The 26053-nt window shown below is 59.7% G+C and carries 28 protein-coding genes; 17 read left to right on the forward strand and 11 right to left on the reverse strand.

Going from position 1 to position 26053, the window contains the following annotated elements:
* The first annotated feature begins 107 nt into the window (after positions 1 to 107).
* The 5 genes from N2601_RS07425 (at position 108) to N2601_RS07445 (ending at position 5024) form a co-directional block, all read left to right on the forward strand.
* On the forward strand, positions 108 to 590 hold the full coding sequence (locus N2601_RS07425; protein WP_104823206.1) for a peroxiredoxin: 483 nt from the start codon (positions 108 to 110) through the stop codon (positions 588 to 590).
* Positions 590 to 1420: a ferritin-like domain-containing protein gene (locus N2601_RS07430; protein WP_104823207.1), complete on the forward strand. Its 831-nt coding sequence runs from the start codon at positions 590 to 592 to the stop codon at positions 1418 to 1420. Before N2601_RS07425 ends, N2601_RS07430 begins: the two co-directional genes overlap by 1 nt.
* Positions 1421 to 1536: 116 nt before the next feature.
* Complete coding sequence (locus tag N2601_RS07435; protein ID WP_104823208.1) at positions 1537 to 2868, forward strand: M23 family metallopeptidase; 1332 nt, start codon at positions 1537 to 1539, stop codon at positions 2866 to 2868.
* Between the two features lie 198 nt (positions 2869 to 3066).
* Positions 3067 to 4587 carry a DEAD/DEAH box helicase gene (locus N2601_RS07440; protein WP_104823209.1) on the forward strand — a complete coding sequence of 507 codons (1521 nt, stop codon included), beginning with the start codon at positions 3067 to 3069 and terminating at the stop codon, positions 4585 to 4587.
* Between the two features lie 14 nt (positions 4588 to 4601).
* A complete protein-coding gene (locus N2601_RS07445) occupies positions 4602 to 5024 on the forward strand; it encodes an NUDIX domain-containing protein (protein WP_104823210.1) in 423 nt (140 codons plus the stop codon).
* A gap of 3 nt (positions 5025 to 5027) precedes the next feature.
* Here the strand turns inward: N2601_RS07445 and N2601_RS07450 are convergent, their stop codons facing one another.
* Genes N2601_RS07450 through N2601_RS07480 form a run of 7 tightly spaced genes read right to left on the reverse strand, consistent with a single transcriptional unit; the run spans position 5028 to position 10771 of the window.
* A complete protein-coding gene (locus tag N2601_RS07450; protein WP_104823211.1) occupies positions 5028 to 5348 on the reverse strand; it encodes a TfoX/Sxy family protein in 321 nt (106 codons plus the stop codon).
* A gap of 3 nt (positions 5349 to 5351) precedes the next feature.
* A complete protein-coding gene (locus N2601_RS07455) occupies positions 5352 to 6986 on the reverse strand; it encodes an NTP transferase domain-containing protein (protein ID WP_104823212.1) in 1635 nt (544 codons plus the stop codon).
* Entirely contained in the window at positions 6983 to 7690 is a 708-nt protein-coding gene (locus N2601_RS07460; RefSeq protein ID WP_104823213.1) for an XdhC family protein, read from the reverse strand. Before N2601_RS07460 ends, N2601_RS07455 begins: the two co-directional genes overlap by 4 nt.
* A complete protein-coding gene (locus tag N2601_RS07465; protein WP_104823214.1) occupies positions 7690 to 8019 on the reverse strand; it encodes an XdhC family protein in 330 nt (109 codons plus the stop codon). The genes N2601_RS07460 and N2601_RS07465 overlap by 1 nt, the downstream gene beginning before the upstream one ends.
* A 7-nt stretch (positions 8020 to 8026) precedes the next feature.
* The gene (locus tag N2601_RS07470; protein ID WP_104823215.1) at positions 8027 to 9274 is read right to left on the reverse strand and encodes a vWA domain-containing protein; all 1248 of its coding nucleotides are present in this window, start codon (positions 9272 to 9274) and stop codon (positions 8027 to 8029) included.
* 4 nt (positions 9275 to 9278) lie between these two features.
* Positions 9279 to 10217 carry an AAA family ATPase gene (locus N2601_RS07475; protein WP_104823216.1) on the reverse strand — a complete coding sequence of 313 codons (939 nt, stop codon included), beginning with the start codon at positions 10215 to 10217 and terminating at the stop codon, positions 9279 to 9281.
* A 35-nt stretch (positions 10218 to 10252) separates the two neighbouring features.
* Positions 10253 to 10771 carry a flavin reductase gene (locus N2601_RS07480; RefSeq protein ID WP_199773472.1) on the reverse strand — a complete coding sequence of 173 codons (519 nt, stop codon included), beginning with the start codon at positions 10769 to 10771 and terminating at the stop codon, positions 10253 to 10255.
* 144 nt (positions 10772 to 10915) lie between these two features.
* Here N2601_RS07480 and N2601_RS07485 point away from each other — a divergent pair, with 144 nt between their 5' ends.
* The 4 genes from N2601_RS07485 (at position 10916) to purB (ending at position 14689) form a co-directional block, all read left to right on the forward strand.
* On the forward strand, positions 10916 to 11998 hold the full coding sequence (locus N2601_RS07485) for a branched-chain amino acid ABC transporter substrate-binding protein (RefSeq protein ID WP_104825105.1): 1083 nt from the start codon (positions 10916 to 10918) through the stop codon (positions 11996 to 11998).
* A gap of 93 nt (positions 11999 to 12091) precedes the next feature.
* Positions 12092 to 12778 (forward strand): ribulose-phosphate 3-epimerase, encoded by a 687-nt coding sequence (gene rpe / locus N2601_RS07490; protein ID WP_104823217.1) that lies wholly within the window; start codon positions 12092 to 12094, stop codon positions 12776 to 12778.
* A complete protein-coding gene (locus N2601_RS07495) occupies positions 12765 to 13286 on the forward strand; it encodes a hypothetical protein (RefSeq protein ID WP_104823218.1) in 522 nt (173 codons plus the stop codon). Before rpe ends, N2601_RS07495 begins: the two co-directional genes overlap by 14 nt.
* 101 nt (positions 13287 to 13387) lie before the next feature.
* A complete protein-coding gene (purB, locus tag N2601_RS07500; RefSeq protein ID WP_104823219.1) occupies positions 13388 to 14689 on the forward strand; it encodes an adenylosuccinate lyase in 1302 nt (433 codons plus the stop codon).
* A 5-nt stretch (positions 14690 to 14694) separates the two neighbouring features.
* Here purB and N2601_RS07505 read toward each other — a convergent pair whose 3' ends face one another.
* Together N2601_RS07505 and N2601_RS07510 are read right to left on the reverse strand one after the other, a co-directional pair.
* Positions 14695 to 15165: a low affinity iron permease family protein gene (locus tag N2601_RS07505; RefSeq protein ID WP_104825106.1), complete on the reverse strand. Its 471-nt coding sequence runs from the start codon at positions 15163 to 15165 to the stop codon at positions 14695 to 14697.
* 184 nt (positions 15166 to 15349) lie between these two features.
* Positions 15350 to 16156 carry a DUF2189 domain-containing protein gene (locus N2601_RS07510; protein WP_104823220.1) on the reverse strand — a complete coding sequence of 269 codons (807 nt, stop codon included), beginning with the start codon at positions 16154 to 16156 and terminating at the stop codon, positions 15350 to 15352.
* 176 nt (positions 16157 to 16332) lie between these two features.
* On the opposite strand from N2601_RS07510, the gene N2601_RS07515 reads away from it, so the two are divergent.
* The 5 genes from N2601_RS07515 (at position 16333) to N2601_RS07535 (ending at position 19489) form a co-directional block, all read left to right on the forward strand.
* Positions 16333 to 16887, forward strand: a complete 555-nt coding sequence (locus tag N2601_RS07515; RefSeq protein ID WP_104825107.1) for an RBBP9/YdeN family alpha/beta hydrolase — start codon at positions 16333 to 16335, stop codon at positions 16885 to 16887.
* 263 nt (positions 16888 to 17150) lie between these two features.
* Positions 17151 to 17915 carry a phosphoribosylaminoimidazolesuccinocarboxamide synthase gene (gene purC, locus N2601_RS07520; RefSeq protein WP_015340039.1) on the forward strand — a complete coding sequence of 255 codons (765 nt, stop codon included), beginning with the start codon at positions 17151 to 17153 and terminating at the stop codon, positions 17913 to 17915.
* Positions 17916 to 17932: 17 nt separating this feature from the next.
* Positions 17933 to 18175 carry a phosphoribosylformylglycinamidine synthase subunit PurS gene (gene purS / locus N2601_RS07525; protein WP_104823221.1) on the forward strand — a complete coding sequence of 81 codons (243 nt, stop codon included), beginning with the start codon at positions 17933 to 17935 and terminating at the stop codon, positions 18173 to 18175.
* A gap of 104 nt (positions 18176 to 18279) precedes the next feature.
* Positions 18280 to 18951, forward strand: coding sequence for a phosphoribosylformylglycinamidine synthase subunit PurQ (purQ, locus tag N2601_RS07530; protein WP_104823222.1), 672 nt, complete (start codon positions 18280 to 18282; stop codon positions 18949 to 18951).
* Between the two features lie 133 nt (positions 18952 to 19084).
* Entirely contained in the window at positions 19085 to 19489 is a 405-nt protein-coding gene (locus N2601_RS07535) for a hypothetical protein (RefSeq protein ID WP_104823223.1), read from the forward strand.
* Positions 19490 to 19739: 250 nt separating this feature from the next.
* Here N2601_RS07535 and N2601_RS07540 read toward each other — a convergent pair whose 3' ends face one another.
* Entirely contained in the window at positions 19740 to 20666 is a 927-nt protein-coding gene (locus N2601_RS07540; RefSeq protein WP_158704455.1) for a TlpA family protein disulfide reductase, read from the reverse strand.
* 474 nt (positions 20667 to 21140) lie between these two features.
* Positions 21141 to 21296 carry a DUF1127 domain-containing protein gene (locus tag N2601_RS07545; protein ID WP_445944993.1) on the reverse strand — a complete coding sequence of 52 codons (156 nt, stop codon included), beginning with the start codon at positions 21294 to 21296 and terminating at the stop codon, positions 21141 to 21143.
* A 188-nt stretch (positions 21297 to 21484) separates the two neighbouring features.
* Here N2601_RS07545 and N2601_RS07550 point away from each other — a divergent pair, with 188 nt between their 5' ends.
* From N2601_RS07550 to purL, 3 genes are all read left to right on the forward strand, one after another.
* The gene (locus N2601_RS07550; protein ID WP_260303877.1) at positions 21485 to 22903 is read left to right on the forward strand and encodes an aminotransferase-like domain-containing protein; all 1419 of its coding nucleotides are present in this window, start codon (positions 21485 to 21487) and stop codon (positions 22901 to 22903) included.
* Between the two features lie 152 nt (positions 22904 to 23055).
* On the forward strand, positions 23056 to 23673 hold the full coding sequence (locus N2601_RS07555; RefSeq protein WP_199773473.1) for an acyloxyacyl hydrolase: 618 nt from the start codon (positions 23056 to 23058) through the stop codon (positions 23671 to 23673).
* 155 nt (positions 23674 to 23828) lie between these two features.
* Positions 23829 to 26039 (forward strand): phosphoribosylformylglycinamidine synthase subunit PurL, encoded by a 2211-nt coding sequence (gene purL, locus N2601_RS07560; RefSeq protein ID WP_260303878.1) that lies wholly within the window; start codon positions 23829 to 23831, stop codon positions 26037 to 26039.
* Positions 26040 to 26053: the final 14 nt, after the last annotated feature.

Here is a 26053-nt window from a genome sequence, read left to right on the forward strand (position 1 = left end):
TGCAATTTTGTTGGTGACGCTGCGTCCGATGTGGACGGCATACCGGCGCAGTATATATGGCTGGTATTTAGTGTCATCCAAAATCCCGGCAAAAGAAAGGTTTTCCCGTGACCGAAATCTCTCTGGTTGAATTGGGCATCGGCGACAGAGCGCCAGATTTCGATCTTCCGCGCGATGGCGGCGGCCGTGTGAGCCTTGCTGATTTTGCCGGCAAGCCATTGGTGCTGTTCTTTTATCCCAAGGACGATACGACCGCCTGCACGACCGAATCGATCGCCTTCACAGCGCTTGCCGCCGACTTCGAAAGGGCGGGCGCGGCCGTCCTCGGCATGTCGCCGGATTCGGTCAGGAGCCATGACAAATTTGTGAAGAAGCACGCCCTCTCCGTCCCCCTCGCTTCCGATGAAGAGAAGACCGCCGCCGAGGCTTACGGCGTCTGGCGGGAAAAGAGCATGTATGGCAGGACCTACATGGGCGTCGTGCGTTCGACTTTCCTGATTGGGGCGGACGGCAGGATCGTCAAGATTTGGAGCAAGGTCAAAGTGGCCGGCCATGCCGAAGAGGTCTTGGCTGCTGTCCAGGAACTCTGATGCCGGTGGAAATCGAGACCATCACTTCGCTGCGCGGCGGCGCGATAGCCGCTATCTGCTCTGCCGATCTCGATCGCAAGACGGCGCTTGCCCAGGAATCGGCGACCCGCTGGTTTGCGCGCACGCTGTCGCTGCGCTCGCCGCTCGATCCGGCTCTTGCCGATCGTCCCGGCCGGCCGGAAAAGCCGGAGCTGGTGCCGCCAAAGCATATGAAGAAGCGCTCGCTGCACACGGTCAAAGGTCGCATTGCGCTGCTGCATGCCATCGCCCATATCGAGCTCAACGCCATCGATCTGGCGCTCGACATCGTCGCGCGCTTCGCCACCGAACCAGTGCCCAATTCCTTTTTCGACGGCTGGATGCAGGTTGCTTTCGAAGAAGCCAAGCATTTCCGCATGGTGCGGGCGCGTCTGCGCGATCTTGGCGCCGACTATGGCGATCTGCCCGCCCATGACGGCCTGTGGCAGGCCGCGCACGCAACCCGCAACGACCTCACTGCACGTCTTGCCGTCGTTCCGCTCATTCTCGAAGCTCGCGGCCTCGACGTGACGCCGGCGCTGCAGGCGAAAATGCGCGAAACGGGCGACTTGGAGAGCGCTGCCGTCCTTGATGTCATCTACAATGACGAGAAAGGGCATGTCGCCGTTGGCGCCAAATGGTTCCGCTTCCTCTGCGCCCGCGAAAGGCGCGATCCGGCCCGCACCTTCCAGGATTTGGTGCGCGCCAATTTCCGCGGTTCGCTGAAGGCGCCGTTCAATGACATCGCCCGCGCCGAGGCCGGTCTGACGCCTTCCTTGTACCGCGCCCTTACGTCTACAAGTAATGCATAACATACTAAACTATAAGAGTTTTTTGGTTTTCTAGGGGTGAGGCGGAAAGCAATCGTTAACCATAATTCCGTGTAGTCTCCAGTGGATGCCGATGTGCATCGATTGGGAGATTCTCGGTGACAGCCAAGCCTCAGAACCGGGTTTTCGGCAAACAAAAACGACAGTACACCATTATCGTGGCGAGCGGCGATACGGTGCGCCACATGACCGTGCGCCCGTGGATGGCGGCGCTTGTCGTGTGCCTCATCGGCATCTTTTCGATCGGATATCTCCTCGCCACCTCCTATCTCGTCCTGCGCGACGACCTGATCGGCGCCACCATGGCCCGGCAGGCGCGCATGCAATATGACTATGAGGATCGCATTGCGGCGCTGCGCGCCCAGGTCGACCGTGTTACGTCCCGTCAGCTTCTCGACCAGCAAGTCGTCGAGGAGAAGGTCGACAAGCTGATGGAGCAGCAGCAGGCCTTGTCATCGCGCCACGGCAAGCTCGATGCGCTGCTTGACCGCGCCGAGAGTTCCGGCCTGATGAACAAGAATGCCTCTGGAGATGCCAGTGCGGCGGCCAAAGGCGACCACGCGGAATTGACGGGAGGGCTGAAGTCGATTGAGAGGCTTCTGTCGAGCGGCAAGCCCGCCGATGCGACCCCCGACAATTCCACCCTCGCCTATGTTCCCGCCCCTGAAACCGTCGCCGACCGTGCCGACCGGGTGTTCTCCAGGGTGACATTGTCACTGAAACATATCGAACAGGATCAATTGACCCGCGTACGCCATCTGACGACCGGCGCGTCGGAGACCGCCGATGAGATCCAGTCGATCATGCAGAATGTCGGCGTCAAGGTTCCGACCGTGATGGCCAGCGCTGCGAGCAAGGATGAGAGCGTCGCAAATGATGATGGCGGCGTCGGCGGTCCTTATGTCGCACCGGAAAATGTCGATCAATTCGATCAGTCCATGGCCAATCTCGACACGGCACTGACGCGCCTCGAGACAGTACGCGGCGCAGCCGAAAGCCTGCCTTTTCGTAATCCGGCGCCGGGCAAGCTGATCACCAGCCCCTTCGGCAATCGCAAGGATCCCTTCTTCGGCAAGCTGGCACTTCATACCGGCACCGATTTCCACTTCAGCCCTGGGGAAAAGGTCAAGGCGACGGCGCCTGGCAAGGTCGTCTCCGCCGGCTGGACAGGTGGTTATGGCAACATGGTGGAGATCGACCACGGAGACGGCATTTCGACGCGTTACGGCCATATGGAAGAAATTCTGGTCAAGATCGGCGATACGGTCAAGGCCGGCGACGCCCTCGGTCTTGCCGGTAGCACGGGACGTTCGACCGGCACGCATCTTCATTATGAAGTGCGCGAAAACGGCCGTGCGATCGACCCAATGTATTTCATCAATGCAGGCACGAAGCTCGCAAGTTATATCAATGGACTAGGGACAATCTGACCGCGAGAATTGTGACAAACGAGCAACAAAGGTGGCGCTAATCTAAAAATTGCGTTATCTATTGGTCTGAAGCTTTCTGAACCACCTGCTTTCCTTGACTTCGCGGGTATTTGGTTCTATGTCGCGCTGCATTGCGGCATGCTAGGGCATGTCGACTCACGAGTGTTCGACCGAACCGGAACGGAAATAGTTTTCCCTTTGACAACATTTGCTGACCTTGGCCTGAGCCAAAAAGTCCTATCCGCGGTAACTGACGCGGGCTACACCACACCGACTCCGATCCAAGCCGGCGCAATTCCGTTTGCGCTGCAGCGTCGCGATATCTGCGGGATCGCCCAGACGGGTACCGGCAAGACCGCCTCCTTCGTTCTGCCGATGCTAACGCTCCTCGAAAAGGGTCGTGCCCGCGCGCGCATGCCGCGCACGCTGATCCTAGAGCCGACGCGCGAACTCGCCGCACAGGTCGCGGAGAATTTCGAGAAGTACGGCAAGAACCATCGCCTGAACATCGCCCTGCTGATCGGTGGCGTTTCTTTCGAAGACCAGGATCGCAAGCTGGAGCGCGGCGCCGATGTGCTGATCTGCACGCCCGGCCGCCTGCTCGACCATTTCGAGCGCGGCAAGCTGCTGATGAGCGCCGTCGAAATCTTCGTCATCGATGAAGCCGACCGTATGCTCGACATGGGCTTCATTCCCGATATCGAGCGCATCGCCAAGCTCATTCCTTTCACGCGCCAGACGCTGTTCTTCTCGGCCACCATGCCGGGCGAAATCCAGAAGCTGGCAGATCGCTTCCTGCAAAATCCGGAACGTGTCGAAGTCGCCAAGCCCGCTTCGACGGCAAAGACCGTCACGCAGCGTTTCGTCGCTTCGCATGGCAAGGATTATGAGAAGCGCGCGACGTTGCGCGATCTCATCCGCTCCCAGACCGATTTGAAGAACGCCATCATCTTCTGCAACCGCAAGAAAGATGTCGCGGATCTCTTCCGCTCGCTGGAACGCCATGGCTTCTCGGTCGGCGCGCTGCACGGCGATATGGATCAACGCTCGCGCACGACCATGCTGCAGAACTTCCGCGACGGCAATATCCAGCTTCTAGTCGCTTCCGACGTTGCGGCACGCGGCCTCGATCTTCCCGATGTCGGCCACGTCTTCAATTTCGATGTGCCGATCCATTCGGAAGATTATGTCCACCGCATCGGCCGCACCGGCCGTGCCGGTCGCTCGGGTTCCGCCTTCACCATCGTGACGAAGCGCGATACCAAGCATGCCGATGCGATCGAAAAGCTGATCGGCGAAGATGTCGAATGGCTGAACGGCGACCTGTCGTCGTTGCCCCCGGTCGAAGAAAGCCGGGACGACGATCGTTCTTCCCGTCGCCGTGACTCTAAAAGCAGAGGCCGCGACCGGGATCGTGGCCGCGGAGGCCGGAGCGCCTCGAGTCATAAATCTGATATCGACGTCGAGGATAATAGCGTCGAAGTGATCGAAGCAGCAGCACCAGCAAAGGCCGAAAGCGTGAGAAACGAGCGCAAGTCTGAGAACAGCAACAAGTCCCACAACGGTTCTCGCAACAATCACCGGCCCTTCCCTGCTGCCAACGACGACAACCGCGAGCGTCGCAATCGCTATCGCGATCAGGACGACGGCCCGACCCCGGTCGGCTTCGGCGACGATATCCCCGCCTTCATGCTGATTGTTGCCAACGCCAAGGGCTGACGGGCCTGCGGCGCATGGGGAAGCCCGGCATCGATTTCCCAGGATTAGGAACCGGTCTCGCAATTTTGCGAGACGGAAAGCTGTTGCTCTATAAGCGCCTGAAGGCGCCCGAAGCCGGCTTATGGAGCATCGTCGGCGGCAAGGTCGATCATATGGAGCCTGCCGCCAGGGCCGCCGTCCGCGAAGCGGAAGAGGAAAGCGGTCTCTCCATCGGCAAGATCGACTATCTCTGCACGACAGAAGTCATCATCGAGGCCGACCGCCAGCACTGGATCTCACTGATCTATATCTGCAGGGACTTTTCCGGCGAGCCTCGCCTGATGGAGCCCGACAAGCTCTCCGATTTCGGCTGGTTTGGCCGTAACGAATTGCCGACTCAACTTTCCGATTTCGCCAAGGCAACCATCGCCCATTTGAGCGAAGACGATTTTCGCTGAACTCTATTTCTCCGCCCGCACCGCCGCCTCGTAAGCCAGTCTCACCCAGCGCGCCATGATGTCCGGATCGTCGAACGCATCGTCCGGGATCGACCAATAGGGCATGTTGACGGGTTTGCCTTTCTTGCCTTCATAGGCCCAGCGCCGGGCGCCGGCTGCCTCGAATTCCGGAGCGCTGATTTCGTCAGCTTTCAGCAGCATCTCGTCGCTTACTTCGACGGCGACGATACGGCCCATGTGGTAGACGCCCTTGCCGCCGAACATGCGCTTGATCGTCACCGGCCCAAGCGCCTGGAACATCTCCTCGATCTCGATATTATCCATTCCCTACCCCTTCAAAATGCCACCGGCGGCCAATACGGCTTCGGGCGTATCTACATCGAGATGAGCGGCATCGCCAATGTCGACATCGATGACGGCAAGCCCCGCAGTTTCGATGATATGCCGGGCGCCGACATCACCTTCGAGCCGCATCACAGCGTCGAACACGGCGCGCGGCAGGATGACGGGATTGCCACGTTTGCCGCGCGATACCGCACGGACGATCGCCTGACCGTTCGCCTTCCGGAAGGCCGCAATCAGCGTCTTCAGGTCGTCGCTGGTGACACCCGGCATGTCGGCCAGCATGACCAATGCGCCATCGGCGCGTTGCGCGAACGGCGCGCTGATGCCGGCGACCAGCGAGCTTGCCATGCCGGACGCATAGTCTGGATTGTGCACGCGCTCGATCGCCAGACCGGCGAGCGCCTGCTCGATCTCCTCGCGGCGATGGCCGGTAACGACGATGACAGCGGAAGCCCCGCTTGCCATAGCCGTCGCAGCCGAGCGTCGCACCAGGGGGATGCCATCGAACTCCGCCAACAGCTTGTGCGGCCCGCCCTCGCCCATGCGGCGTGCTTTGCCGGCCGCAAGAAGCACAACAGCAACAGAGATCTGAGCCTCCGGCTTGACGGCGATATCACGTGGTCTTGGCCGCGATTGGATTTCCATGAGAAGTCCCCCGACGCCCATGCCGCTGATCTCATGCGGCGTCGGCTTTTCGCCGGCAAGGATACGATCCAGCACCCAGTCGAAACCATTCTCTTTCGGGCTGCGAGCGCAGCCGGGCGCGCCCACGATATAGACATCGCCGATCCGGCCGAGCACCAGCAGATTGCCGGGATCGACTGGCATGCCGACCTGGATCACCTGGCCTTCCGCAAGCCGGATTGCCTCAGGAATGACGTCGCCGGCATCGATGACAGCCGACGCACCAAAGACGATGACGAGTTTTGGCGATTGATCCTCCGCCCGCAGTGCCTTGCCGATCGCTTCCGCGACCGCAGGCGCACGATGCGCCACGCGCTCTTCCCGCTCCAAAGTGCTGCCGGCAAGCTGAAGCCGCTGCGCAAGGATGCGCGCCGTCTTGTCCATCACGGAGGTCTTCAGCGACGGCAATTCGGTCGCGATCAGCGACACCGCATGCGGCTGGAATGGCTTGACCTCGAAGACCGTCGTCTGCCGCAGGATGTCGATGCCCGCAGCAACCTTCTCACCTGAAACTGCCAGCGGAATGATCTTGAAGGTCGCTACCATATCGCCGCGACGCACCGGCACATGATCGGCAAGACAGGCAAGCGTGATGGCCGGATCGACGCGATTCAGCCGGTCTACGGCGGCGCGGTTTGCGACGAACAGGCCATCGACCGCGCTGTGGACATTGACGCGCCCCGTAGCCGCTTCGGAAAACGTCAGATGATCCGGGGCAATCGCCCGCGCCAATTGCGCCGCGGCCTCATCCTCCATGAGATCGTCAGGCGCGATTCTGGCGGCGGTGACATGGGAGATATTGGCAGCGATGAGACGGTCGAGATCGGCGCGGTCAAGGACATGGCCCTTGGCGAGACTGCCGTCTGGCAATCGGATGGAATGCGCAAGCACGGCGCCTTCGGCTTCCGCTGTCGCAAAATCACCGAATATCATCGCCTGTCACCCTTCGGTGATGAGACGTCACGGCCGCGCAGCGCGGCGATGATCTCGGCCAAGATGGCAACGGCGATTTCCGCCGGGCTCGATGCGCCGATGGGAAGGCCGATTGGGGCATGAATTCGGGCAAGATCGGCGTCCGTCAGCCCCTCATGCTTCAATCGTTCCACGCGGCTCGCATGCGTCTTGCGACTGCCGAGCGCGCCAACATAAAAACAGCCTGCTTTCAGCGCCTCGGCGATCGGGAAATCATCGATCTTAGGATCGTGGGTGACAGCGACCAACGCCGTATAGGCGTCTAGCGGGCGCTCCTTCAAAACATCCACCGGCCAGTCGGCAACGAGATCGACGCCATCGAATCGCTCCGGTGTCGCAAAAGCGGTGCGCGGATCAATGATGCGGATGTCAAAGCCGGCCAGCTCGGCCATACCAGCCAAAACCTGGCTGATATGCACGGCGCCGATGACAACGATTTGCGGGGGCGGCAAATGTACGTTGAGGAAGAGGCTTTCCCCTGCGATATCCACTGCCGAGGATTTTCCCGAGCGGAAGGCGGAAGCCACCGCGTCGGCAAACGGGCCGTCGAGAGCTTCGCCCTCGACAATCAGCCGATCAGGTCCACCGGAGAGATCGGTGACAAGGACAGCCGCTTGCCGCGCGCGCCGCAGAGCATTCAGTTTCGCCAGTATCTGACGGTCCATCAGCCAAGCCTCTCGACATAGACGCGAATGCGGCCGCCGCAGGACAGGCCGACGCGCCAGGCGGTCTCATCCGCGACGCCGAATTCCAGCATGCGAGCCTTGCCGCTATCGATCACATCCAGTGCCTCGGTGATTACGGCGCCTTCCACGCAACCGCCGGAGACCGAGCCGTGAAAATTGCCCTCGTCGTCGATGACGAGATGGCTGCCGGTCGGGCGCGGTGCGGAACCCCAGGTATCAACGACGGTCGCCAATGCCACGCTGCGGCCGGCGGCGGCCCATTCCTCCGCGACAAAAAGCGGATCCAGGCTTTCGGGTGTATGCGTCATGGGTGCCTCACAGCTTGGCGAGAAAACGGCGTGGATCATAGGCGCTGGCACGACCGGCGCTCAGGGCTGATACGAGATCGGCTAGAGATAATAGATTGTGAACCGGACGGAATTCGTCAACATGCGGCAGCATGGCGCGAACGCCACGGGCGCGGGGTTCGAAGCCTTCGAAGCGCAAGAGCGGATTGAGCCAGATCAGCCGCCTGCAAGAGCGGTGCAGCCTGTCCATTTCGCTTTGCAGAAGCTCCACGCCCTCCCGCTCCAATCCATCGGTGATGAGGAGAACGATCGCGCCCTGCCCCAGCACCCGCCGTGCCCAGAGCCGATTGAACTCCTTCAGGGTCTCGCCGATACGCGTGCCGCCAGACCAGTCGCGGACGGCGGCGGCGCATTCGTCGAGCGCCTCGTCCGGGTCCTTGTGGCGCATCTGCCTGCTAACATTGGTCAGCCGCGTGCCGAACAGGAACGTATGCACGCGCCTGCGCTTCTCGGTCAGCACATGCAGGAAATGCAGGAATATCCGAGTATACTGGCTCATCGAGCCTGAAATATCGGCAAGCACCACCAAGGGCGGCTGCATCTCCTTGGCCTCGCGGTAACGCGGCAAGATCAGCGTGCCTCCGGTGCGAAGTGCCACCCGCATCGTCGCCCGTGGATCGACCTTGGCGGACACATGAGACGGCACGAAGCGGCGGGTGCGGACGCTGTCGAGCGGCAATTCCAGCCTCGCCAGCTCTTTCCTCGCGGCGGCAATTTCCGCAACCGACATCTGGGCGAAATCCATGCGGCGCAGGAGTTCGTTACCCGATGTCGTGAAGCGGGCATCGATCTCGATATCCGGCGCCTCGCGCTGTGGCCGGCGGTCGTCGCGGTCGCCAAGCAAAGCGTCGCTCACACGGGTTTCGCCCGGTTTCGGCTTTTCCTTCTCACGATTATCGGGCGCGACCGGCGACATCATCGCGATCATCTTCTGCACGAGATCGCGCGAACGCCAGAACAGCCGGAATGCTTCGTCGAAAACCGCAAGATCCTCATGCCGTTTGACGAAGATGGAAGACAATGCCGCGTGAAACTCTTCGCGCGAACCGATGCCGATCGTCTCGACCGCTTCGATGGCGTCGGCAATGGCCGCCGGCCCGATCTTCAGGCCGGCCTTGCGTAAAGCTCGTGCGAAGAAGACGATATTATCTGCAAGACGTCCGTCACCGAGCGGTGACGGCGGGACGATGGCGCCATCTCGCGTTGCCGATTCCATCGTCTCATCCCGTTGCCAGCAGTTCGGATTTGACCTCGTCCAGCACCCGGTTGCCTTCGCCGCCCTGGATGCGGGCAATATCGTCCTGGTATTTCAGAAGGGTGCCGAGCGTATCGGAAATCGTTTCGGGATCGAGCGCCAGCCGGTCGAGCTCGGTCAGCGCCGTCGCCCAGTCGATGGTTTCGGCGACGCCGGGATTCTTGAAGAGGTCGAGCGTGCGTAGCTTCTGCACATAGGCGACGATCTGGCGCGACAGCGCCTCGTTACAGCCCGGCACTTTGCGGCGGATGATGTCAAGCTCCTGTGCCGCTTCGGGGTAATCGACCCAGTGATAGAGGCAACGCCGCTTCAGAGCATCATGCACCTCGCGGGTGCGGTTGGTGGTGATGATGACGATGGGCGGTTCGGCGGCGCGAATGGTGCCGAGCTCGGGGACGGTCACCTGGAAATCGGAAAGCACTTCGAGCAGAAAAGCTTCGAACGCCTCATCGGTGCGGTCCAGTTCATCGATCAGGAATACCGGCGCACGCCCTCCCGTGCCCGATAGCGCCTGCAGCACGGGCCGCCGAATGAGATAACGCTCGGAAAAGATATCGGCCTCGATACGGTCACGGTCGGTAAGACCCGACGCTTCGGCAAGGCGGATTTCCAGCATCTGCGCCGGATAGTTCCACTCATAGACGGCGGAGGAAACGTCGAGCCCTTCATAACATTGCAGGCGGATCAGCGGCCGGTCGAGCGCCTTCGACAGCACTTTGGCGATCTCGGTCTTGCCGACGCCGGCCTCGCCTTCCAGAAAAAGCGGCCGTTTCATTTTCAGCGCCAGAAACAGCACTGTGCCGAGCGCACGCCCCGCGAGATAGTCGTGAGTGCCGAGCATGTCGATCGTTTCGTCGATCGAACTCGGCAGCGACGGTGCACGATGATGATGATGATCAGGCATAGTCTCTCGATCCAAGCGATTATGCGCTAGGGAGGTTATAACGTGTGATAGTCCCTGTTCATATAGAGCAGCGCCGGCTTTGTTTCATCGAAATGCACCGCCACCACTTCGCCGAAGATGATGTTATGCGTCGAAGCCCGTTTGATTTCGGTGACGCGGCAATCGAAGGCTGCCAGCGCGTCGGTAAGAACCGGCGCACCGGTCACGAGCGTATCGAACTTGCCCGTTGCGAAACGCTCTTCATTGGTCAAATTCGTCTTGCCGGAGAAGGCATCGGCGAGCGCCTGATGATGGGCGCCGAGAGCGTTCAGGGCAAAGATGCCGCTTTTGAAGAAGATTTCGTTCTTCGCATTGTTGTTGTTAAGGCAGATCAGGATTGTGGCTGGATTGTCCGAGACCGAGCAGGCAGCCGTGATCGTTACCCCGCGCCGTTCATTGCCAAGTGCGGTGGTCACTAGCTGCACATGCCCCGCATAACGGCTCATGGCGTCGCGATAGTCAGCCGGATCCATACGCTGCTTGTCTAGCACGATTGCTTCCCTCGTTTTCGTCATTTCTCGTTTTCATTCAATATGGCGGGCACACGTTAGCTTTTCTACAATAGGATTATTGAAATCAGAGAGATTTCGCTGCTTTTTCTTTGACGACGACCTTCAGGCGGATAAAAGGGCAGGAGAATTGTCCGGGATACCATGTCGATGAACGTTCTGCGCCGCACACCGCTACTGATTGCGCTGCTTCTGGCAGCGGGCAGCAGCTATGCCGCCGGTGTCAATATCGGCATCGTCGCGCCGCAGAACGGAAACTTTGCACCCCTCGGCGCCCAGATCACCACGGGCGCCAATTTTGAGGTGCAGGCGCTACAGGATTCGGCCACCGTCGTCGACGAGCCCTGCACGGAGGATGGCGGCAGGGCAGTGGCCGAGTCGTTGATCACGGCCAAGGCGCAAGTCGCGATCGGCTTTCTCTGCAGCGAGACGCTGGAAGGGGCACTGCCGCGGCTGAAGGAGGCCGGTATCCCCGTCATCACCGTTTCCGTGCGTTCCCATATCGTGATGGAGGATGCGTTCAAGAACGGCTGGCCGTTTTTCCGTCTCGCTCCAGTCGACAGCACCGAAGCTGCCATGGCGGTCGACACCATCCTGAAGAGCTGGGTAGCCGAGCCGATGGCGCTTATCGAAGACGGCACGATCCACGGCCGTGAACTGGTGGAAGCGGTGCGCAATGCGCTTGAAGAGAAGGGCCTGAAGCCGGTCTTCACCGACACCTATCGCCCCGGCCAGGAACAGCAGATCGCCCTTGTCCGCCGGCTGAAGAAGGCCGGCGCCACCCGTGTCTTCGTCGGCGGCGACCGCAGCGATGTGGCGGTCATTGCCCGCGATGCTCACAGCGAGAATATCCCGTTGACGTTGATGGGTGGTGATGCAATGCGCGCCGCCAACCAGCCGGTGCCTCTGGCAGACGGCGTGGAGGCCATCGCCCTCCCCGATTACGCCAGCCTGCCCGTTGCCCAAACGACCGCGCAGGCGATGCGTGCCAAGGGTATCGAACCGGATGGTTATATTCTGCCGGCGGCGGCCGCCGTGCTGATTGCCAACCAGGCCGCGGAAAGTGCCAAAGCGGAAAACAAATCGATTGCCGACAAGCTGATCGGCACGGCCTTTCAGACGCCGATCGGCCAAATCACCTTCGGTCAGAACCACGAATTGATGGAAAATCCCTACCGGCTGTTGGAATGGCGCGGCAACGCCTTTGTGCCACCGACACCGCCGTCGAACTGATATGGTCCATGCAAGGCTGGCGGATTAGGTTGTTTGCCTGCCGAACCGGTGATAAGCCAAGCGCGATAAAATCAGACGGAGTTCAGCCATCTCATGACCTTGCCGATCCGCATTGCGCCCTCCATCCTCGCGGCCGATTTCGCCAAGCTCGGACAGGAAGTCAAAGATGTAACCGAAGCCGGGGCGGACTGGATCCATCTCGACGTCATGGATGGACATTTCGTGCCGAATATCTCGTTCGGCCCCGATGTCATCAAGTCGCTGCGTTCCTATACCAACGCCACCTTCGACTGCCATCTGATGATCTCGCCCGCCGATCCCTATCTCGAAGCCTTCGCCAAGGCCGGCTGCGACCGCATTACGGTTCACGCCGAAGCCGGCGCGCATCTGCATCGCTCGCTGCAGACCATCCGTCATCTCGGCAAGAAAGTCGGCGTCACCCTCAATCCGGCAACGCCCCTGTCCGTTCTGGAAAACGTGCTGGATGATATCGACCTGATCCTGATTATGTCGGTTAATCCCGGTTTCGGCGGCCAAAAGTTCATTCCCGCCATGGCGGACAAGATCCGGAATGCCCGCCTTCTGATCGGGGACCGTCCGATCGAACTCGAGGTCGACGGCGGCGTCACCGTCGATACGGCTCCGATCGTCACCGCCGCCGGCGCCAATGTCCTTGTCGCCGGCTCGGCGATCTTCAAGGGTGAATCCGTCGAGGCCTATCGGCAGACGGTTTCCGACCTGCGCTCTGCGGCAGAACGAGGCCGCGTTGGATCAAATTAATCCGGCCAGCACTGTCGCGACTACCGGGCGGCTGAGGGCCGCCTTTCCGTCCTATCGACAGCTCTTGTTCGGGGCGCCCTGCTGGGGCGTAGCGATGGCGAGTTCGGCGCTATCGGTGCTCTACCTGCGCAACGGTCTTCTGACGAGCCATTTGCCCGCGCTGATGGCGGTCTATTTCTTCGGCGGCGCGCTTGCCTGGCCGTTCACGCTACCGCTCGCGCGTCTACTCGCGCATCGCCGGCCGCTCGAAGCGCGTTTTGCCGCTTTCTTTCTGGCGCTGTCGCTGGGCACCGTCGCGATGACCGCCTTTCTTTTCGCACTGGACTATCGCTGGTTTTATGCCCGATGGCATGCGCCTTTCGGCACGCTCGTCTGGGCATTTCAATTTGCCTTCACCAGCGCCAGCGCCCTCTATCAGTTCGCCATCCTCGGCCTTGGCCTGTTCCTGCCGTTCGGCTTCATCTTCCTGGTGATGGCGAGCCTTTATCTCGCCAGACATATGCGTTGAGTTGAAGGAAAGAATAAGCCAAGAAATGTTGAGATTGCCTCCCGTCTTTGTTATGGGGGCGCCGAGGATTTGTTTCCCCTTACCTAAGAAAGCTTGAGCCCATGATCCCGCGCTACTCTCGACCGGAAATGGTCGCCATCTGGTCGCCCGAAACCAAATTCCGCATCTGGTTCGAGATCGAAGCCCATGCTTGCGACGCGCTGGCCGCGCTCGGTGTCATTCCGAAATCGGCGGCCGAAACCATCTGGGAAAAAGGCGGCAAGGCGACTTTCGACGTTGCCCGCATCGACGAGATCGAAGCCGTCACCAAGCACGACGTCATCGCCTTCCTTACCCATCTTGCCGAAATCGTCGGTCCCGATGCCCGCTTCGTGCATCAGGGCATGACCTCCTCCGACGTGCTCGACACCTGCTTCAATATCCAGCTCGTTCGCGCCAGCGACCTTCTGCTGGCCGATATCGACAAGCTGCTGGAAGCCCTGAAGCGCCGCGCCTTCGAGCACAAGGATACCGTCACTATCGGCCGCTCGCATGGCATCCATGCCGAACCGACCACCTTCGGCGTCAAGCTGGCGCTGGCCTATGCCGAATTCGAGCGCTGCAAGCAGCGCCTGATCGCGGCTCGTGAGGAAGTTGCCACCTGTGCGATCTCCGGCGCCGTCGGCACCTTCGCCAATATCGACCCGCGCGTCGAAGAACATGTCGCCGCCGCTCTCGGCCTGAAGCCGGAGCCGGTGTCCACGCAGGTTATCCCGCGCGACCGTCACGCCATGTTCTTCGCCACGCTCGGCGTCGTCGCCTCCTCGATCGAACGTCTCGCCACCGAAATTCGTCATCTGCAGCGTACCGAAGTGCTGGAGGCCGAGGAATATTTCTCCCCCGGGCAGAAGGGCTCTTCGGCCATGCCGCACAAGCGTAACCCGGTACTGACGGAAAACCTGACCGGCCTTGCCCGCATGGTCCGCTCCTATGCCATGCCGGCGATGGAGAATGTGGCGCTCTGGCATGAGCGCGATATTTCCCACTCTTCCGTCGAGCGCATGATCGGCCCGGATGCGACGGTGACGCTCGACTTCGCGCTGGCTCGACTGACCAGCGTCATCGACAAGCTTTTGGTCTATCCGGACAATATGATGAAGAATATGAATAAGTTCCGCGGACTTGTTCATTCGCAGCGCGTGTTGCTGGCACTGACCCAGGCAGGCGTTTCCCGCGAGGATTCCTATCGCCTCGTCCAGCGCAACGCCATGAAGGTTTGGGAACAGGGCAAGGACTTCCTTGAAGAATTGCTTGCCGACCAGGAAGTCCGCGCCGCTCTGTCGGAGGAAGATATCCGCGAAAAGTTTGACTTGGGCTACCACACCAAGCATGTCGACACGATTTTCAAGCGTGTATTTGGCTGATCAATCTATTGGTCGAGATTTGACGAGGCGGCGCCGACAATGCGCCGCCCTTTCTGTTTTATGGGAGGCTTCCCAGCAGTCTCGTCCCCTTCTCCGCTGCCGCTAGGCCTGTCTCCATCGCGCTTGGCTGCCTTCGCCACTAGGCGATCGAGATGTTTCAAATCTTCTTCGTCAAGGTTCTCTATGCCGATGAAACGGTTTTCGGCGGCGCTGGTCAGGATAAGTTCGTTGAGCTTGGCTTGAATGGCGCGCGTGTCGCGCGTCTGGGCGTTCTGCAAGAGGAAGACCATCAGAAAGGTGATGATGGTCGTGCTGGTGTTGATGACCAGTTGCCAGTTTTCGGAGAAATCGAAGACCGGTCCGGTGATGCCCCAGACAATCACTGACAGCAGAGCCAGTATGAAGACGACCGGTTTTCCAGCCCATTCCGAAACGATGGTGGCAAAACGGGAGAAAATATGCCTGAGCCTTGCCATATGATCCACATCTTCCGCCGAGGGCCGCATGTCCGGAACGGACATGCGAAGATCTGAGCCTAGTTCGCAACGCCTCTCCCGAATGCGCTAGGATTCGGAAGAGGTGGGCGAGTTGATGCGGATCAACGTTGCAATGTCACGACCGGTTCCATTCGATGCGACGGGAACCATGACGCGGCTGAATTCAGCTCAATGCGGCCGGTGCCACGAGTTTGCGATAGAGATGCCAGGTGGCATGTCCGAGAATGGGCATGACCACTGCAAGCCCCGCAAAGATCGGGATCGTACCGACAACAAGAAGCCCCGCCACGATCAATCCCCAGATTGCCACCGGCACCGGATTAATGAGTGTCGCGCGAATGCTTGCGTCGATCGCAGCCACGGCACCGACATCTCGGTCGAGCAGCAGCGGGAAGGTAACGACGGTGGTTGCCAGTACGACGAGCGCAAAGACGAAGCCGGTGAGGTTGCCCCAGAACATCATGCTCATGCCCTGCGGCGTCGTCAGCACGTTCGAGATGAAGGATGACAGAGTTGCCGGGACGCTATCGCCGAAATAGGCGGTATAGATGGTCTGCGCGACGACAAGCCAGACGATGAATAAGCCAAACAGCATAAGGCCGACCACAATGATGGAGGGCAACGCCGGAGAGAAGCGGACGTCAAAAGCATGCCGCCAGGACGTGTCCAGCCCTTGCTCCCGCCGCCGGCTGATCTCATAGAGCCCGATCGCTGCCAGTGGCCCGAGCAGCGCGAAGCCGGACATCAGCGGAAACAGCAATGGCAGTAGATTCGCACCGGAACTCCAGATCGCTAGTGCTATGCCCGCGATCGGATACATGAGACACAGGAATACGTAATGGGATGGTTTTTCGCTGAAGTCGTCCAGCCCCAGTTTCAGGGCGTCGATGAGATCGGCAATGCCGATCTTGCGGATGGCCGGACGCGTAAAGGTGTGATTTGCGCCAGCCATGACATGAAATGCCGTCATAGTATTCCTCCTCCTCATCAGCCAAAATGCGTTTAGCTGGCGGCACGAAAATGTCGGGCAACAAGAGGCGCCGACATCATCATTCGCTACCGGCAGGCGGGATCCTAGCAAATTTTGCCGTAATTGTCGCCTTTTCCCTTGACACCTCGGTCTTCCTTTTCCACATCGGCGCCATCATGAAAGCCTCCGACGCAGATATTCTCATCATCCCCGGATACACCAATTCCGGCCCGGACCACTGGCAGACGCGCTGGGAGCGGAAGCTCTCGACGGCGCGGCGGGTGGAGCAGGCCGAATGGTCGAAGCCCGTGCGCGAGGATTGGGTTGCCCGCATCGCCGAAGAAGTGAACGCCTCGACCCGGCCCGTGGTGCTGGTGGCGCATTCGCTTGGCGTGCCCTCGGTGATCCACGCGATCCCGCATTTCCGCAACAAGGTGGCTGGCGCCTTCTTCGTCGCGCCGCCCGACGTCGCCAATCCGAAGATCCGGCCGAAGCATCTGATGACGTTCGGTCCTTACCCGCGCGATCCCCTGCCTTTTCCATCGATCACCATCGCCAGCCGCAACGATCCCTTCGGCAGCTACGAGCATGCCGATGAAATGGCGGGGAGCTGGGGCTCGCTGTTGATCGACGCCGGCGAGGCCGGCCATATCAACGCCGATTCCGGCCATGGTCCCTGGCCGGAAGGCACGATGGTCTTTGCCAAGTTTCTCGGCAACCTCAAGCCGTGATTGCGGCCGAGCCGTGATAGAATGGCGCAAACTGGCTCACTAGCCTGTGAAGTACAGGGCGGCTTTCATTCCATCGTCAAATAAAAGCCTGTAGAACATGAAAGGACAGGATCGCGATTCTCGCATTGGTATAGAACCAAAGCCGGAATTCCGAGGAAGGAGGCGCTGGCGGATTGTGAATTCGCTTCTTATCCGTTATGGGGACGCCCACAGATCGATCCACTTGCGCTATCTCAAAGCGCTAACGACAGAGAACAATACCGATGAACCGTCGCCGCCGTATTTACGAGGGCAAGGCCAAGATCCTTTACGAAGGGCCTGAGCCGGGCACGCTGATCCAGTTTTTTAAGGATGACGCCACCGCCTTCAACAAGAAGAAACACGAAGTTATCGATGGCAAGGGCGTTCTGAACAATCGTATTTGCGAATATATTTTCAGCCATCTGAATAAGATCGGCATTCCCACGCACTTTATCCGTCGTCTCAACATGCGCGAGCAGTTGATCAAGGAAGTGGAGATGATTCCGCTCGAGATCGTCGTGCGCAACGTCGCTGCCGGCTCGCTCGCCAAGCGCCTCGGTATCGAAGAGGGCGTTGTGCTGCCGCGCTCGATCATCGAATTCTACTACAAGTCCGACGCGCTCGAAGATCCGATGGTCTCCGAAGAGCACATCACGGCGTTCGGCTGGGCCAATCCGGCTGAGCTTGATGACATCATGGCGCTCGCCATCCGCGTCAACGACTTCATGACCGGCCTCTTCCTTGGCGTCGGCATCCAGCTCGTCGATTTCAAGATCGAATGCGGTCGCCTGTTCGAAGGCGACATGATGCGGATCATCCTCGCGGATGAAATTTCGCCGGATAGCTGCCGTCTCTGGGATATCGAAACCCACGAGAAGATGGACAAGGATCGCTTCCGCCGCGACATGGGCGGTCTGTTGGAAGCCTATTCCGAAGTCGCCCGCCGGCTCGGCATCATCAATGAAAACGAACCCGTGCGCGGCACGGGCCCGGTTCTCGTCAAGTAAGCGCAGGAAGGACAATCGTGATCAAGGCTCGTGTAACCGTCACGCTGAAAAACGGCGTTCTCGATCCGCAGGGCAAGGCAATCGAGGGCGCGCTCGGCGCACTCGGCTTCGACGGCGTCCATCAGGTCCGCCAGGGTAAGGTTTTCGACCTGGAGCTTGACGGCTCCGACAAGGCCAAAGCCGAAGCCGAGCTGAAAACCATGTGCGAAAAACTCCTCGCCAACACGGTGATCGAGAATTTCAGCATTTCGATCGACTGATTGCCGTTTTCCAAGAGCCATTCTTCCTTTGTCAAAGACAATGAAGTATGGCTCTTCGATCCCATTCCTAGCCAGTATCTTTCGCTTATGTCGGGAGCAGAATCATGAAATCAGCAGTCGTTCAACTTCCCGGCCTCAATCGCGACCGTGACATGATCGCGGCGCTGACCAAGATTTCCGGCAATGCGCCTATCACGGTCTGGCAGACGGAAACCGAGATCCCGGATGTCGATCTGATCGTTATTCCCGGTGGCTTTTCCTATGGCGATTATCTGCGCTGCGGCGCGATCGCAGCCCGCATGCCGGTCATGCAGGCGATCAAGGAAAAGGCCGACAAGGGCGTCAAGGTTCTCGGCGTCTGCAATGGCTTCCAGATCCTGCTGGAAGCCGGCATGTTGCCCGGCGCGCTGATGCGCAATGCCTCGCTGAAATTCGTCTGCCGCGAGATCAAGCTCGAGGTCGCCAATGCCGAAACGGATTTCAGCCGCGCCTACGCCAAAGGTCAGGTGATCCGCTGCCCGGTCGCCCACCATGACGGCAATTATTTTGCCGACGCGGAAACGCTGGCGGCGATCGAAGGCAATGGTCAGGTGGTGTTCCGCTATGCTGAAGGCACCAATCCAAACGGCTCCATCAACGATATCGCCGGTGTTATCAACAGCAAGGGCAACGTGCTTGGCATGATGCCGCATCCGGAGAACCTGATCGAAGCGGCCCACGGCGGCGCCGACGGTCGCGGTCTCTTCGCCTCCGCCCTCGACGTGATCGCCGCCTGAGGCGATGCGTCCGCACCAACATTAGGATTGCCAAACCAGCCGACGTTTTGCCTCGAACAGAACCTCGGAAAGGTTCCGATTCACATCATCATCGGCTAAGAGCTGCCCAACCGATTTATTGGAAGAGAGATTGATGCGCCCTCGCCTCGTTACCGGATTGTATTCTGCCGCCACTCTCGCAGCACTTGGCCTGCTCTTCACGTCCTGCACGACGCGCGCTCCGACTGTCACCACTGAGCAGCATAGCGCTCTGTCGACGATGGAGCGCGTCATGCTCAATGCCAATGCCTGCTGGTTCAAATCGGCCGATCCGGCCTTTGCTGGCTACCAGCTCGCTCCCGAACTCAATTCCTACACCGGCCGCCCGCGCATTCTCGTGGTTGACAAGAAGCACCCGACCGGCCGGCCGTCTCTCGTCGTTCAGGCGGAAGGCAATCCGGCGCAGTTGCAGGCCTTCGGCCCGATGATGTCAGGCGCCTCCGGCGGCCGCATCACCGGGGATGTCAACCGCTGGGCCGCGGGCACGAAGGGCTGCTGAGGCAGCGGCGACGTCGTCATTATAGCGCGGACAATCAGCGTTGCCGGAAAGGACGGGCCTGCAATTTCGGAGCCAGTGCAGCCACTTGTGCCGCACTGAACCAGTCCCATCGCTATGACACATGTGTTCCTAGCTTTAAACGCCGTTTAGCAGGTTATGAGGTCAATTAAACGCGGCACGTTTTGGATACATTCCTGGGAAAGCACACCGTGATTTCCCAGGAATAGCGCGAAAACAACAAGTTGCAGCGTCACGTAAGACCGATCCAAGGTCCGCCTGTCAATGCCACCCCCGCCAACGCGGAAAGATCTAGCTGGAGTTGGTCAAGGTCGAAGCCTTGCTGGAAGTGGCGAATAACTCCGTCAGAGTCGATAAGCACGTATGTTGGGTAAGCAGCTTCCGGAATATTGTTTGCAAGGGTGTACTTGTTAACGAGCCACCGCAAGTCCGATTTCGGGTCACCCCCGCAATGAACCACCGCTTCCTTTGGATCGAAGTTGTACTTTGTCGCCCATTGTTGCGCCGTTACCTGCGATGAAGCCCTATAACTCCGGTCATCGACGAGCACCGTAAAAGGTGTCAACTTCAGCTTCGTACCCTTGGTGACGTTTACATTGTCAATAAATCCGCGGGTTTTTTCAGCCGCAAAATTACAAGGACCGCACCACTGGGCGCAGATATCGACCAAAATCCAATCCTTGTTCGGGCTATACTTGCTAAGTTGGACAGTTTTGCCGGACTGATCCTGCCCGACGATGTCAGCGGCTTTGTCGCCGACGCGATAGCCCTCTAGGGTTGGTAATGCGAAGAATGCCAGCTGTCCGGTACCCCAGCCGGCACCGCCGGGGATCTGGGTGTTGTATTGGAAGCGCTGTCCGTTCGAGTTGGGATGAACGTAGATTGGTATCGTTCCCGTCCTCGGCTGAGTCGACGGATAGGCGTAAAATGGATCTTCTCCACCAGTCCAACCGTCGTGCGCTCCTTCGATCGTATCTATCTCAAAGCGATCCCCCGATCGATGACGATAAAAAGGTATCGTCCCTTCCTGCGGGGCAGAGTAGGCGTAGAACGCAATGGTCTTGTTTTGATCCCATCCATTCTCCGCGGTCATTTGGGTGCCGTACCGGAAAAATTGCTGGCTTTTCGATTGCGCGTAAATAGGAACTGCATCTGTCATTTGAGTGTCCCCCGATAATAAATGATTGGGCATCTACAAGCGGATGTTTCGAGTCCGAGTAGCGTCAATTGAACATGCGAGTTACGCCACAGGGGGACTTGCGGCCATAATATGTGCCGCGCACGAATGACCGAAGCGCGGCGTTAAACACAACGATGTCAGCGCTCCCTCCGGTTGCATCGATGCGACCAGACGCCAAGACGGCGATCGAACTTGGCTCCCCCATTGCTAGTTGAGCGCGTGAGGGAACGATACCACTGCCGCCCACTTAGTCAAGTATTCACTAATATAATACTATCAGCGGCGCTTCGCGAAAAGCTGCCTACCATTCATCGGCGTTGACCCACCCTCTGCGACCTCTCCGCAGCGCTAGGCATGGAAATAATGGAAATATATGTCGCCGACCGCGAACGAAGGCATGATCTTCGCCGCCGCTCGGCTAGATCTCGTCGCAATCGCCTCTTGCCGGCACGCTCAGTCCCAGAAAAACGATTTGTTCACCTCGTCCATCGCCTCCTCACGGGTCAGGCCGATGTCGCGCAGCTCATCATCCGTCAGATACCGCAAAGTCCAGCGGCTTTCCCGCTTCTGCAGCCAAACCGCAAAAGCGTCGACAAGACGATGCGCCAAGCGCGATACTCGCGCGGAGATGCTCGGCGACCTTTCGTCAGCTAGGGGACTCTTGCTGAAGTGAATTGTATCTATTGTATCCATTTCTTGCTCGCTTGATCGTGACAATCGGAATGTATCGAGCCAAACGACACAAATTGACTCATAATATTGACTCCCTTTGCGAAGCAATCTAAGAAATTGTCATTATGACAAATTGGCTGCCTGACATATCCAGCGGAACCGGCCCGGTTTACATTCGCGTTGCCGACAGCATCGAGAACGCGATTACGCATGGCGTGCTGCCGCCGGGCACGAAGCTGCCGCCGCAACGCAATCTCGCCTACGATATCGGCGTGACGATCGGCACAGTCAGTCGTGCCTATGCGCTGGTGCATGAGCGCGGCCTCGTGGCCGGTGAGGTCGGGCGCGGCACCTATGTGCTCGAGCGCGCCAACGGCAAGCAGATCGAGCCCGTGGACCCGATCACGCAGGCGCTTGCTGGCACCCGCGGTCTCGAGGTCCCCGGCGACAAGATTCGTTTCGACACGACGGCAGCACCCGATATTGGCCAGGGCGAGATCATCGGCCAGCTCTTTGCCGATATCAGCCGCGAGCATCGGGCGGAGATTTCCTCTTATTCACGGAACTTCCCGGCCAACTGGTTTCGCGCAGGACAGGTCTGGCTTGCCCGCAACGGCTGGCAGCCGGCGATCGAAACGATCGTGCCCACCCTCGGCGCTCACGCCGCCGCTATCGCCGTCATCTCCGCCGTCACCTCACCGGGCGACAAGATCGTCTTCGAGAACCTGACCTATACGCAGGTCAGCCGCGCCACCCGTCTTCTCGGCCGCCGCTCCATACTTGTGAACTCCGATGAGCATGGCATTATCCCTGACGATTTCGAACGGCTTTGTCAGCAGCAGCATCCGCGTCTCGCCTTCCTTATGACGACGGCGCACAATCCAACCCTGGTGACCATGCCGGAGGCGCGTCGCCGGGCAATCGCCGCCATAGCGCGCCGGCACAGCGTCTGGCTGATCGAAGACGATCTCTATGGGGGGATGACCGAAGATCAGAATCCGCTGATGGCAGCTATTGCGCCCGAGCGCACTTTCCTCGTCAGCGGCCTGTCGAAATCGGTGACCGCGGGCGTGCGCGGCGGCTGGGTCGCCTGCCCGCAGCATTTCGCCCAACGCATCAAGGTCACTCACAAGATGACGACTGGCGGCTTGCCCTTCATCTTGGCGGAAACCTGTGCCCGGCTGGTGCTTGGCGGCCATGCGCTGACGCTGCGCCGACGGGCTGTGGAGGAAATCCGCATCCGTGAGCAATTGGCGCGGGAAGCCCTGTCTGGCTTCGAATTCACCTCGCATCCGCACGTGCCGTTCCTGTGGCTGAAACTGCCGGAACCCTGGCTTTCGGGTACATTCAAGAATGCCGCCCTCGCCGAGGGCGTTCTTGTCGATGACGAGGACGAGTTCAAGGCCGCCCGCACGGACAGGGCCTATCACCGCGTTCGCGTCGCTTTTTCTTCACCGCAGCGGCGTGACGACGTCGCAAGCGGCTTCATGACGTTGCGTCACCTTCTGGAAAACGGATCGGCAGGTTACGACAGCCACATATGAGGCTGACGGCCATTTATGACGGCACTGTTGCACTTTCGCTTCAGTTTTTGCCAAATGCACTGTCATATAATTACCCCTACTTTACCCCGACCTTAAGGATGCTACCACTTGGTTAACGACTGCGAATCGCTTGCCATCTGGGGGTTGGGTGCATGGCTTTTGACGCTATTTCTGGTGGCCGGTTTTGGACGAGTGCGATCACCGCTTTGGCAATGACTGGTTCGGTTATCGTCGCTGAATCCGCTGCCGCCGCCGACATTGCGGACACAAAACCAGCCCCGGAGATCAAAATATTCGATGAACTTCGCTTCGGCGCCAGCGGCTCCATCCAGACTGGCCATGACCATGAGGCCGGCGTCTTTCCGGAAGTCGAGGTGTTGTTCAATCCATTCGGCTACAATCCGACGGACAATTGGAAAGATCAGCTTTTACGCCCCCGCATCCATTTGGGCACCTCGATCGGCACCACGGACACAGCGGCGACGCAAGTCTTTACCGGCCTGTCCTGGACGCTCACCCATAGCAACGGCATCTTCACCGAAGCCGGTTTCGGCGGCACCGTCCATACCGGGAATCTCGACGATTGGACCAAAGACGGCCCAATGCTCGGCTGTCGCCTGCTTTTCCACGAATATGCCGGGGTCGGCTATAATTTCGACAATCATTGGAGCCTGATGGCGCAAGTGGCGCATTCCTCGCATGCCAATCTCTGCGATGGGCCGAATGCCGGCATGACGCGCGCCGGGCTGCTGGTCGGCTACAAGTTCTGATCGCCAGGCAGCAATTGAAAATAGCGATGCCCGCTCTTCACCCATTGTGAATCGCGGGCATTTTCCTGTCGCACGATGGGTTCACATGCGCTAAAGAGACCTCGATCCCCTGACCGGCCTTCAAACCCTTTACAGGCAAGGACCATCGAGCGCCCATGACCCTTTCGAATTCGATCCAGATCACCCCGGAACTTATTGCCGCCCACGGCCTGAAGCCGGACGAATATCAGCGCATTCTGGATCTGATCGGCCGCGAGCCCACCTTTACCGAACTCGGCATTTTCTCGGCGATGTGGAACGAGCACTGCTCGTACAAATCTTCGAAGAAATGGCTTCGCACCTTGCCGACCAAGGGGCCGCGCGTCATCCAGGGCCCGGGCGAAAATGCTGGCGTGGTCGATATCGATGACGGCGATTGCGTCGTCTTCAAGATGGAAAGCCATAACCACCCGTCTTATATCGAACCTTACCAGGGTGCGGCGACCGGCGTCGGCGGCATCCTGCGCGACGTCTTTACCATGGGCGCCCGCCCGATTGCCGCCATGAATGCGCTGCGCTTCGGCGAGCCGGATCATCCGAAAACCCGCCATCTGGTTTCCGGCGTCGTTGCCGGTGTCGGCGGCTATGGCAACTCCTTCGGCGTACCGACCGTTGGCGGCGAAGTCGAGTTCGACGCGCGTTACAACGGCAATATCCTGGTCAATGCCTTTGCGGCCGGTCTCGCCAAGTCCAATGCTATCTTCCTGTCGGAAGCCAAGGGCGTCGGCCTGCCGGTCGTCTATCTCGGTGCCAAGACGGGCCGCGACGGCGTCGGCGGCGCGACAATGGCGTCGGCCGAATTCGATGAATCGATCGAGGAAAAGCGCCCGACCGTTCAGGTCGGCGACCCCTTTACCGAAAAGTGCCTGCTGGAAGCCTGCCTGGAATTGATGCAGACCGGCGCTGTCATCGCCATCCAGGACATGGGTGCGGCCGGCCTCACCTGCTCCGCTGTCGAAATGGGCGCCAAGGGCGACCTCGGGATTGAGCTCGATCTCGATAAGGTGCCGGTGCGCGAAGAGCAGATGTCGGCCTATGAGATGATGCTGTCGGAAAGCCAGGAGCGCATGCTCATGGTACTGCAGCCGGAAAAGGAAGCCGTCGCCAAGGCGATCTTCGTCAAATGGGGACTGGATTTCGCCATCGTCGGCAAGACCACGGACGACCTGCGTTTCCGTATCATCCACCAGGGTCAGGAAGTCGCCAACCTGCCGATCAAGGATCTCGGTGACCAGGCGCCGGAATATGACCGCCCGTGGCGTGAGTCCAACAAGCGCGCCGACTTGCCCGCAAATCTCGTCGCCGCCCCTGAGGATTATGGCCAGACCCTTTTGACACTCGTGGGCTCGGCCAACCAATCCAGCCGCCGCTGGGTGTACGAACAATACGACACGCTGATCCAGGGCAATTCGTTGCAGCTTCCCGGCGGCGACGCCGGCGTCGTCCGTGTCGAGGGCCACCCGACCAAGGCCCTCGCCTTCTCCTCCGACGTCACCCCGCGCTATGTCGAAGCCGATCCGTTCGAAGGCGGCAAGCAAGCCGTGGCCGAATGCTGGCGCAATATCACGGCAACCGGCGCCGAGCCGCTGGCCGCGACCGACAATCTGAACTTCGGCAATCCGGAGAAGCCCGAAATCATGGGCCAGTTCGTCGGCGCCATCAAAGGCATCGGCGAAGCTTGCCGCGCACTCGACTTCCCGATCGTCTCGGGCAATGTCTCGCTTTACAACGAGACCAACGGCGTCGCGATCCTGCCGACGCCGACGATTGCCGGTGTCGGGCTTCTGCCGGACTGGAAAGCGATGGCGCGTATCGGCTCGGCCTCGGAAGGCGATCGGATCATCGTGTTCGGCGTCGACGGCAGCCATCTCGGCTCTTCCGTCTATCTGCGCGATATCCTTGGCTCCACGGACGGCCCGGCCCCGGAGGTCGACCTCTTTGCCGAGCGCCGCAACGGCGATTTCGTCCGTTCAGCCATCCGCAATGGTCAGGTCACCGCCTGCCTTGCGCTGGCACTGGCCGAAATGGCAATGGCGTCAGGCAAGGGTCTGCGCATCGATCTTGCTGAATGCAAGGGCTTGCCGCACGCCGTACTCTTCGGCGAAGATCAGGCGCGGTATGTCGTCGCCGTGCCGGCCGATGTCGCCGATTTCGTCTGCATCAATGCGGAAAGCGCCGGCGTGCCGTTCCGTCGCCTCGGCGAGGTCGGCGGCGATGCGCTTGCCGTCGACGGACTGCTGTCCGTTTCCGTTCGGCAGTTGCGCGAGGCGCATGAATCGTGGTTTCCTGCCTTCATGGATGGCAGTGCACTCGTCGCTGCCGAATAAAGTGAGGTAAATCA

Source organism: Rhizobium sp. CB3060 (genome assembly GCF_025200735.1).
Taxonomy (GTDB): Bacteria; Pseudomonadota; Alphaproteobacteria; order Rhizobiales; family Rhizobiaceae; genus Rhizobium.

What these genes read in the sequence shown, in the direction of transcription:
- N2601_RS07430 (WP_104823207.1), top strand. Translation starts at nt 590, where the DNA reads ATGCCGGTGGAAATCGAGACCATCACTTCGCTGCGCGGCGGCGCGATA.
- N2601_RS07445 (WP_104823210.1), top strand. Translation starts at nt 4,602, where the DNA reads ATGGGGAAGCCCGGCATCGATTTCCCAGGATTAGGAACCGGTCTCGCA.
- N2601_RS07450 (WP_104823211.1), bottom strand. Translation starts at nt 5,348, where the DNA reads ATGGATAATATCGAGATCGAGGAGATGTTCCAGGCGCTTGGGCCGGTG.
- N2601_RS07455 (WP_104823212.1), bottom strand. Translation starts at nt 6,986, where the DNA reads ATGATATTCGGTGATTTTGCGACAGCGGAAGCCGAAGGCGCCGTGCTT.
- N2601_RS07460 (WP_104823213.1), bottom strand. Translation starts at nt 7,690, where the DNA reads ATGGACCGTCAGATACTGGCGAAACTGAATGCTCTGCGGCGCGCGCGG.
- N2601_RS07465 (WP_104823214.1), bottom strand. Translation starts at nt 8,019, where the DNA reads ATGACGCATACACCCGAAAGCCTGGATCCGCTTTTTGTCGCGGAGGAA.
- N2601_RS07470 (WP_104823215.1), bottom strand. Translation starts at nt 9,274, where the DNA reads ATGGAATCGGCAACGCGAGATGGCGCCATCGTCCCGCCGTCACCGCTC.
- N2601_RS07475 (WP_104823216.1), bottom strand. Translation starts at nt 10,217, where the DNA reads ATGCCTGATCATCATCATCATCGTGCACCGTCGCTGCCGAGTTCGATC.
- N2601_RS07480 (WP_199773472.1), bottom strand. Translation starts at nt 10,771, where the DNA reads ATGACGAAAACGAGGGAAGCAATCGTGCTAGACAAGCAGCGTATGGAT.
- N2601_RS07485 (WP_104825105.1), top strand. Translation starts at nt 10,916, where the DNA reads ATGAACGTTCTGCGCCGCACACCGCTACTGATTGCGCTGCTTCTGGCA.
- rpe (WP_104823217.1), top strand. Translation starts at nt 12,092, where the DNA reads ATGACCTTGCCGATCCGCATTGCGCCCTCCATCCTCGCGGCCGATTTC.
- purB (WP_104823219.1), top strand. Translation starts at nt 13,388, where the DNA reads ATGATCCCGCGCTACTCTCGACCGGAAATGGTCGCCATCTGGTCGCCC.
- N2601_RS07505 (WP_104825106.1), bottom strand. Translation starts at nt 15,165, where the DNA reads ATGGCAAGGCTCAGGCATATTTTCTCCCGTTTTGCCACCATCGTTTCG.
- N2601_RS07510 (WP_104823220.1), bottom strand. Translation starts at nt 16,156, where the DNA reads ATGACGGCATTTCATGTCATGGCTGGCGCAAATCACACCTTTACGCGT.
- N2601_RS07515 (WP_104825107.1), top strand. Translation starts at nt 16,333, where the DNA reads ATGAAAGCCTCCGACGCAGATATTCTCATCATCCCCGGATACACCAAT.
- purC (WP_015340039.1), top strand. Translation starts at nt 17,151, where the DNA reads ATGAACCGTCGCCGCCGTATTTACGAGGGCAAGGCCAAGATCCTTTAC.
- purQ (WP_104823222.1), top strand. Translation starts at nt 18,280, where the DNA reads ATGAAATCAGCAGTCGTTCAACTTCCCGGCCTCAATCGCGACCGTGAC.
- N2601_RS07535 (WP_104823223.1), top strand. Translation starts at nt 19,085, where the DNA reads ATGCGCCCTCGCCTCGTTACCGGATTGTATTCTGCCGCCACTCTCGCA.
- N2601_RS07540 (WP_158704455.1), bottom strand. Translation starts at nt 20,666, where the DNA reads ATGACAGATGCAGTTCCTATTTACGCGCAATCGAAAAGCCAGCAATTT.
- N2601_RS07550 (WP_260303877.1), top strand. Translation starts at nt 21,485, where the DNA reads ATGACAAATTGGCTGCCTGACATATCCAGCGGAACCGGCCCGGTTTAC.
- N2601_RS07555 (WP_199773473.1), top strand. Translation starts at nt 23,056, where the DNA reads ATGGCTTTTGACGCTATTTCTGGTGGCCGGTTTTGGACGAGTGCGATC.
- purL (WP_260303878.1), top strand. Translation starts at nt 23,829, where the DNA reads ATGACCCTTTCGAATTCGATCCAGATCACCCCGGAACTTATTGCCGCC.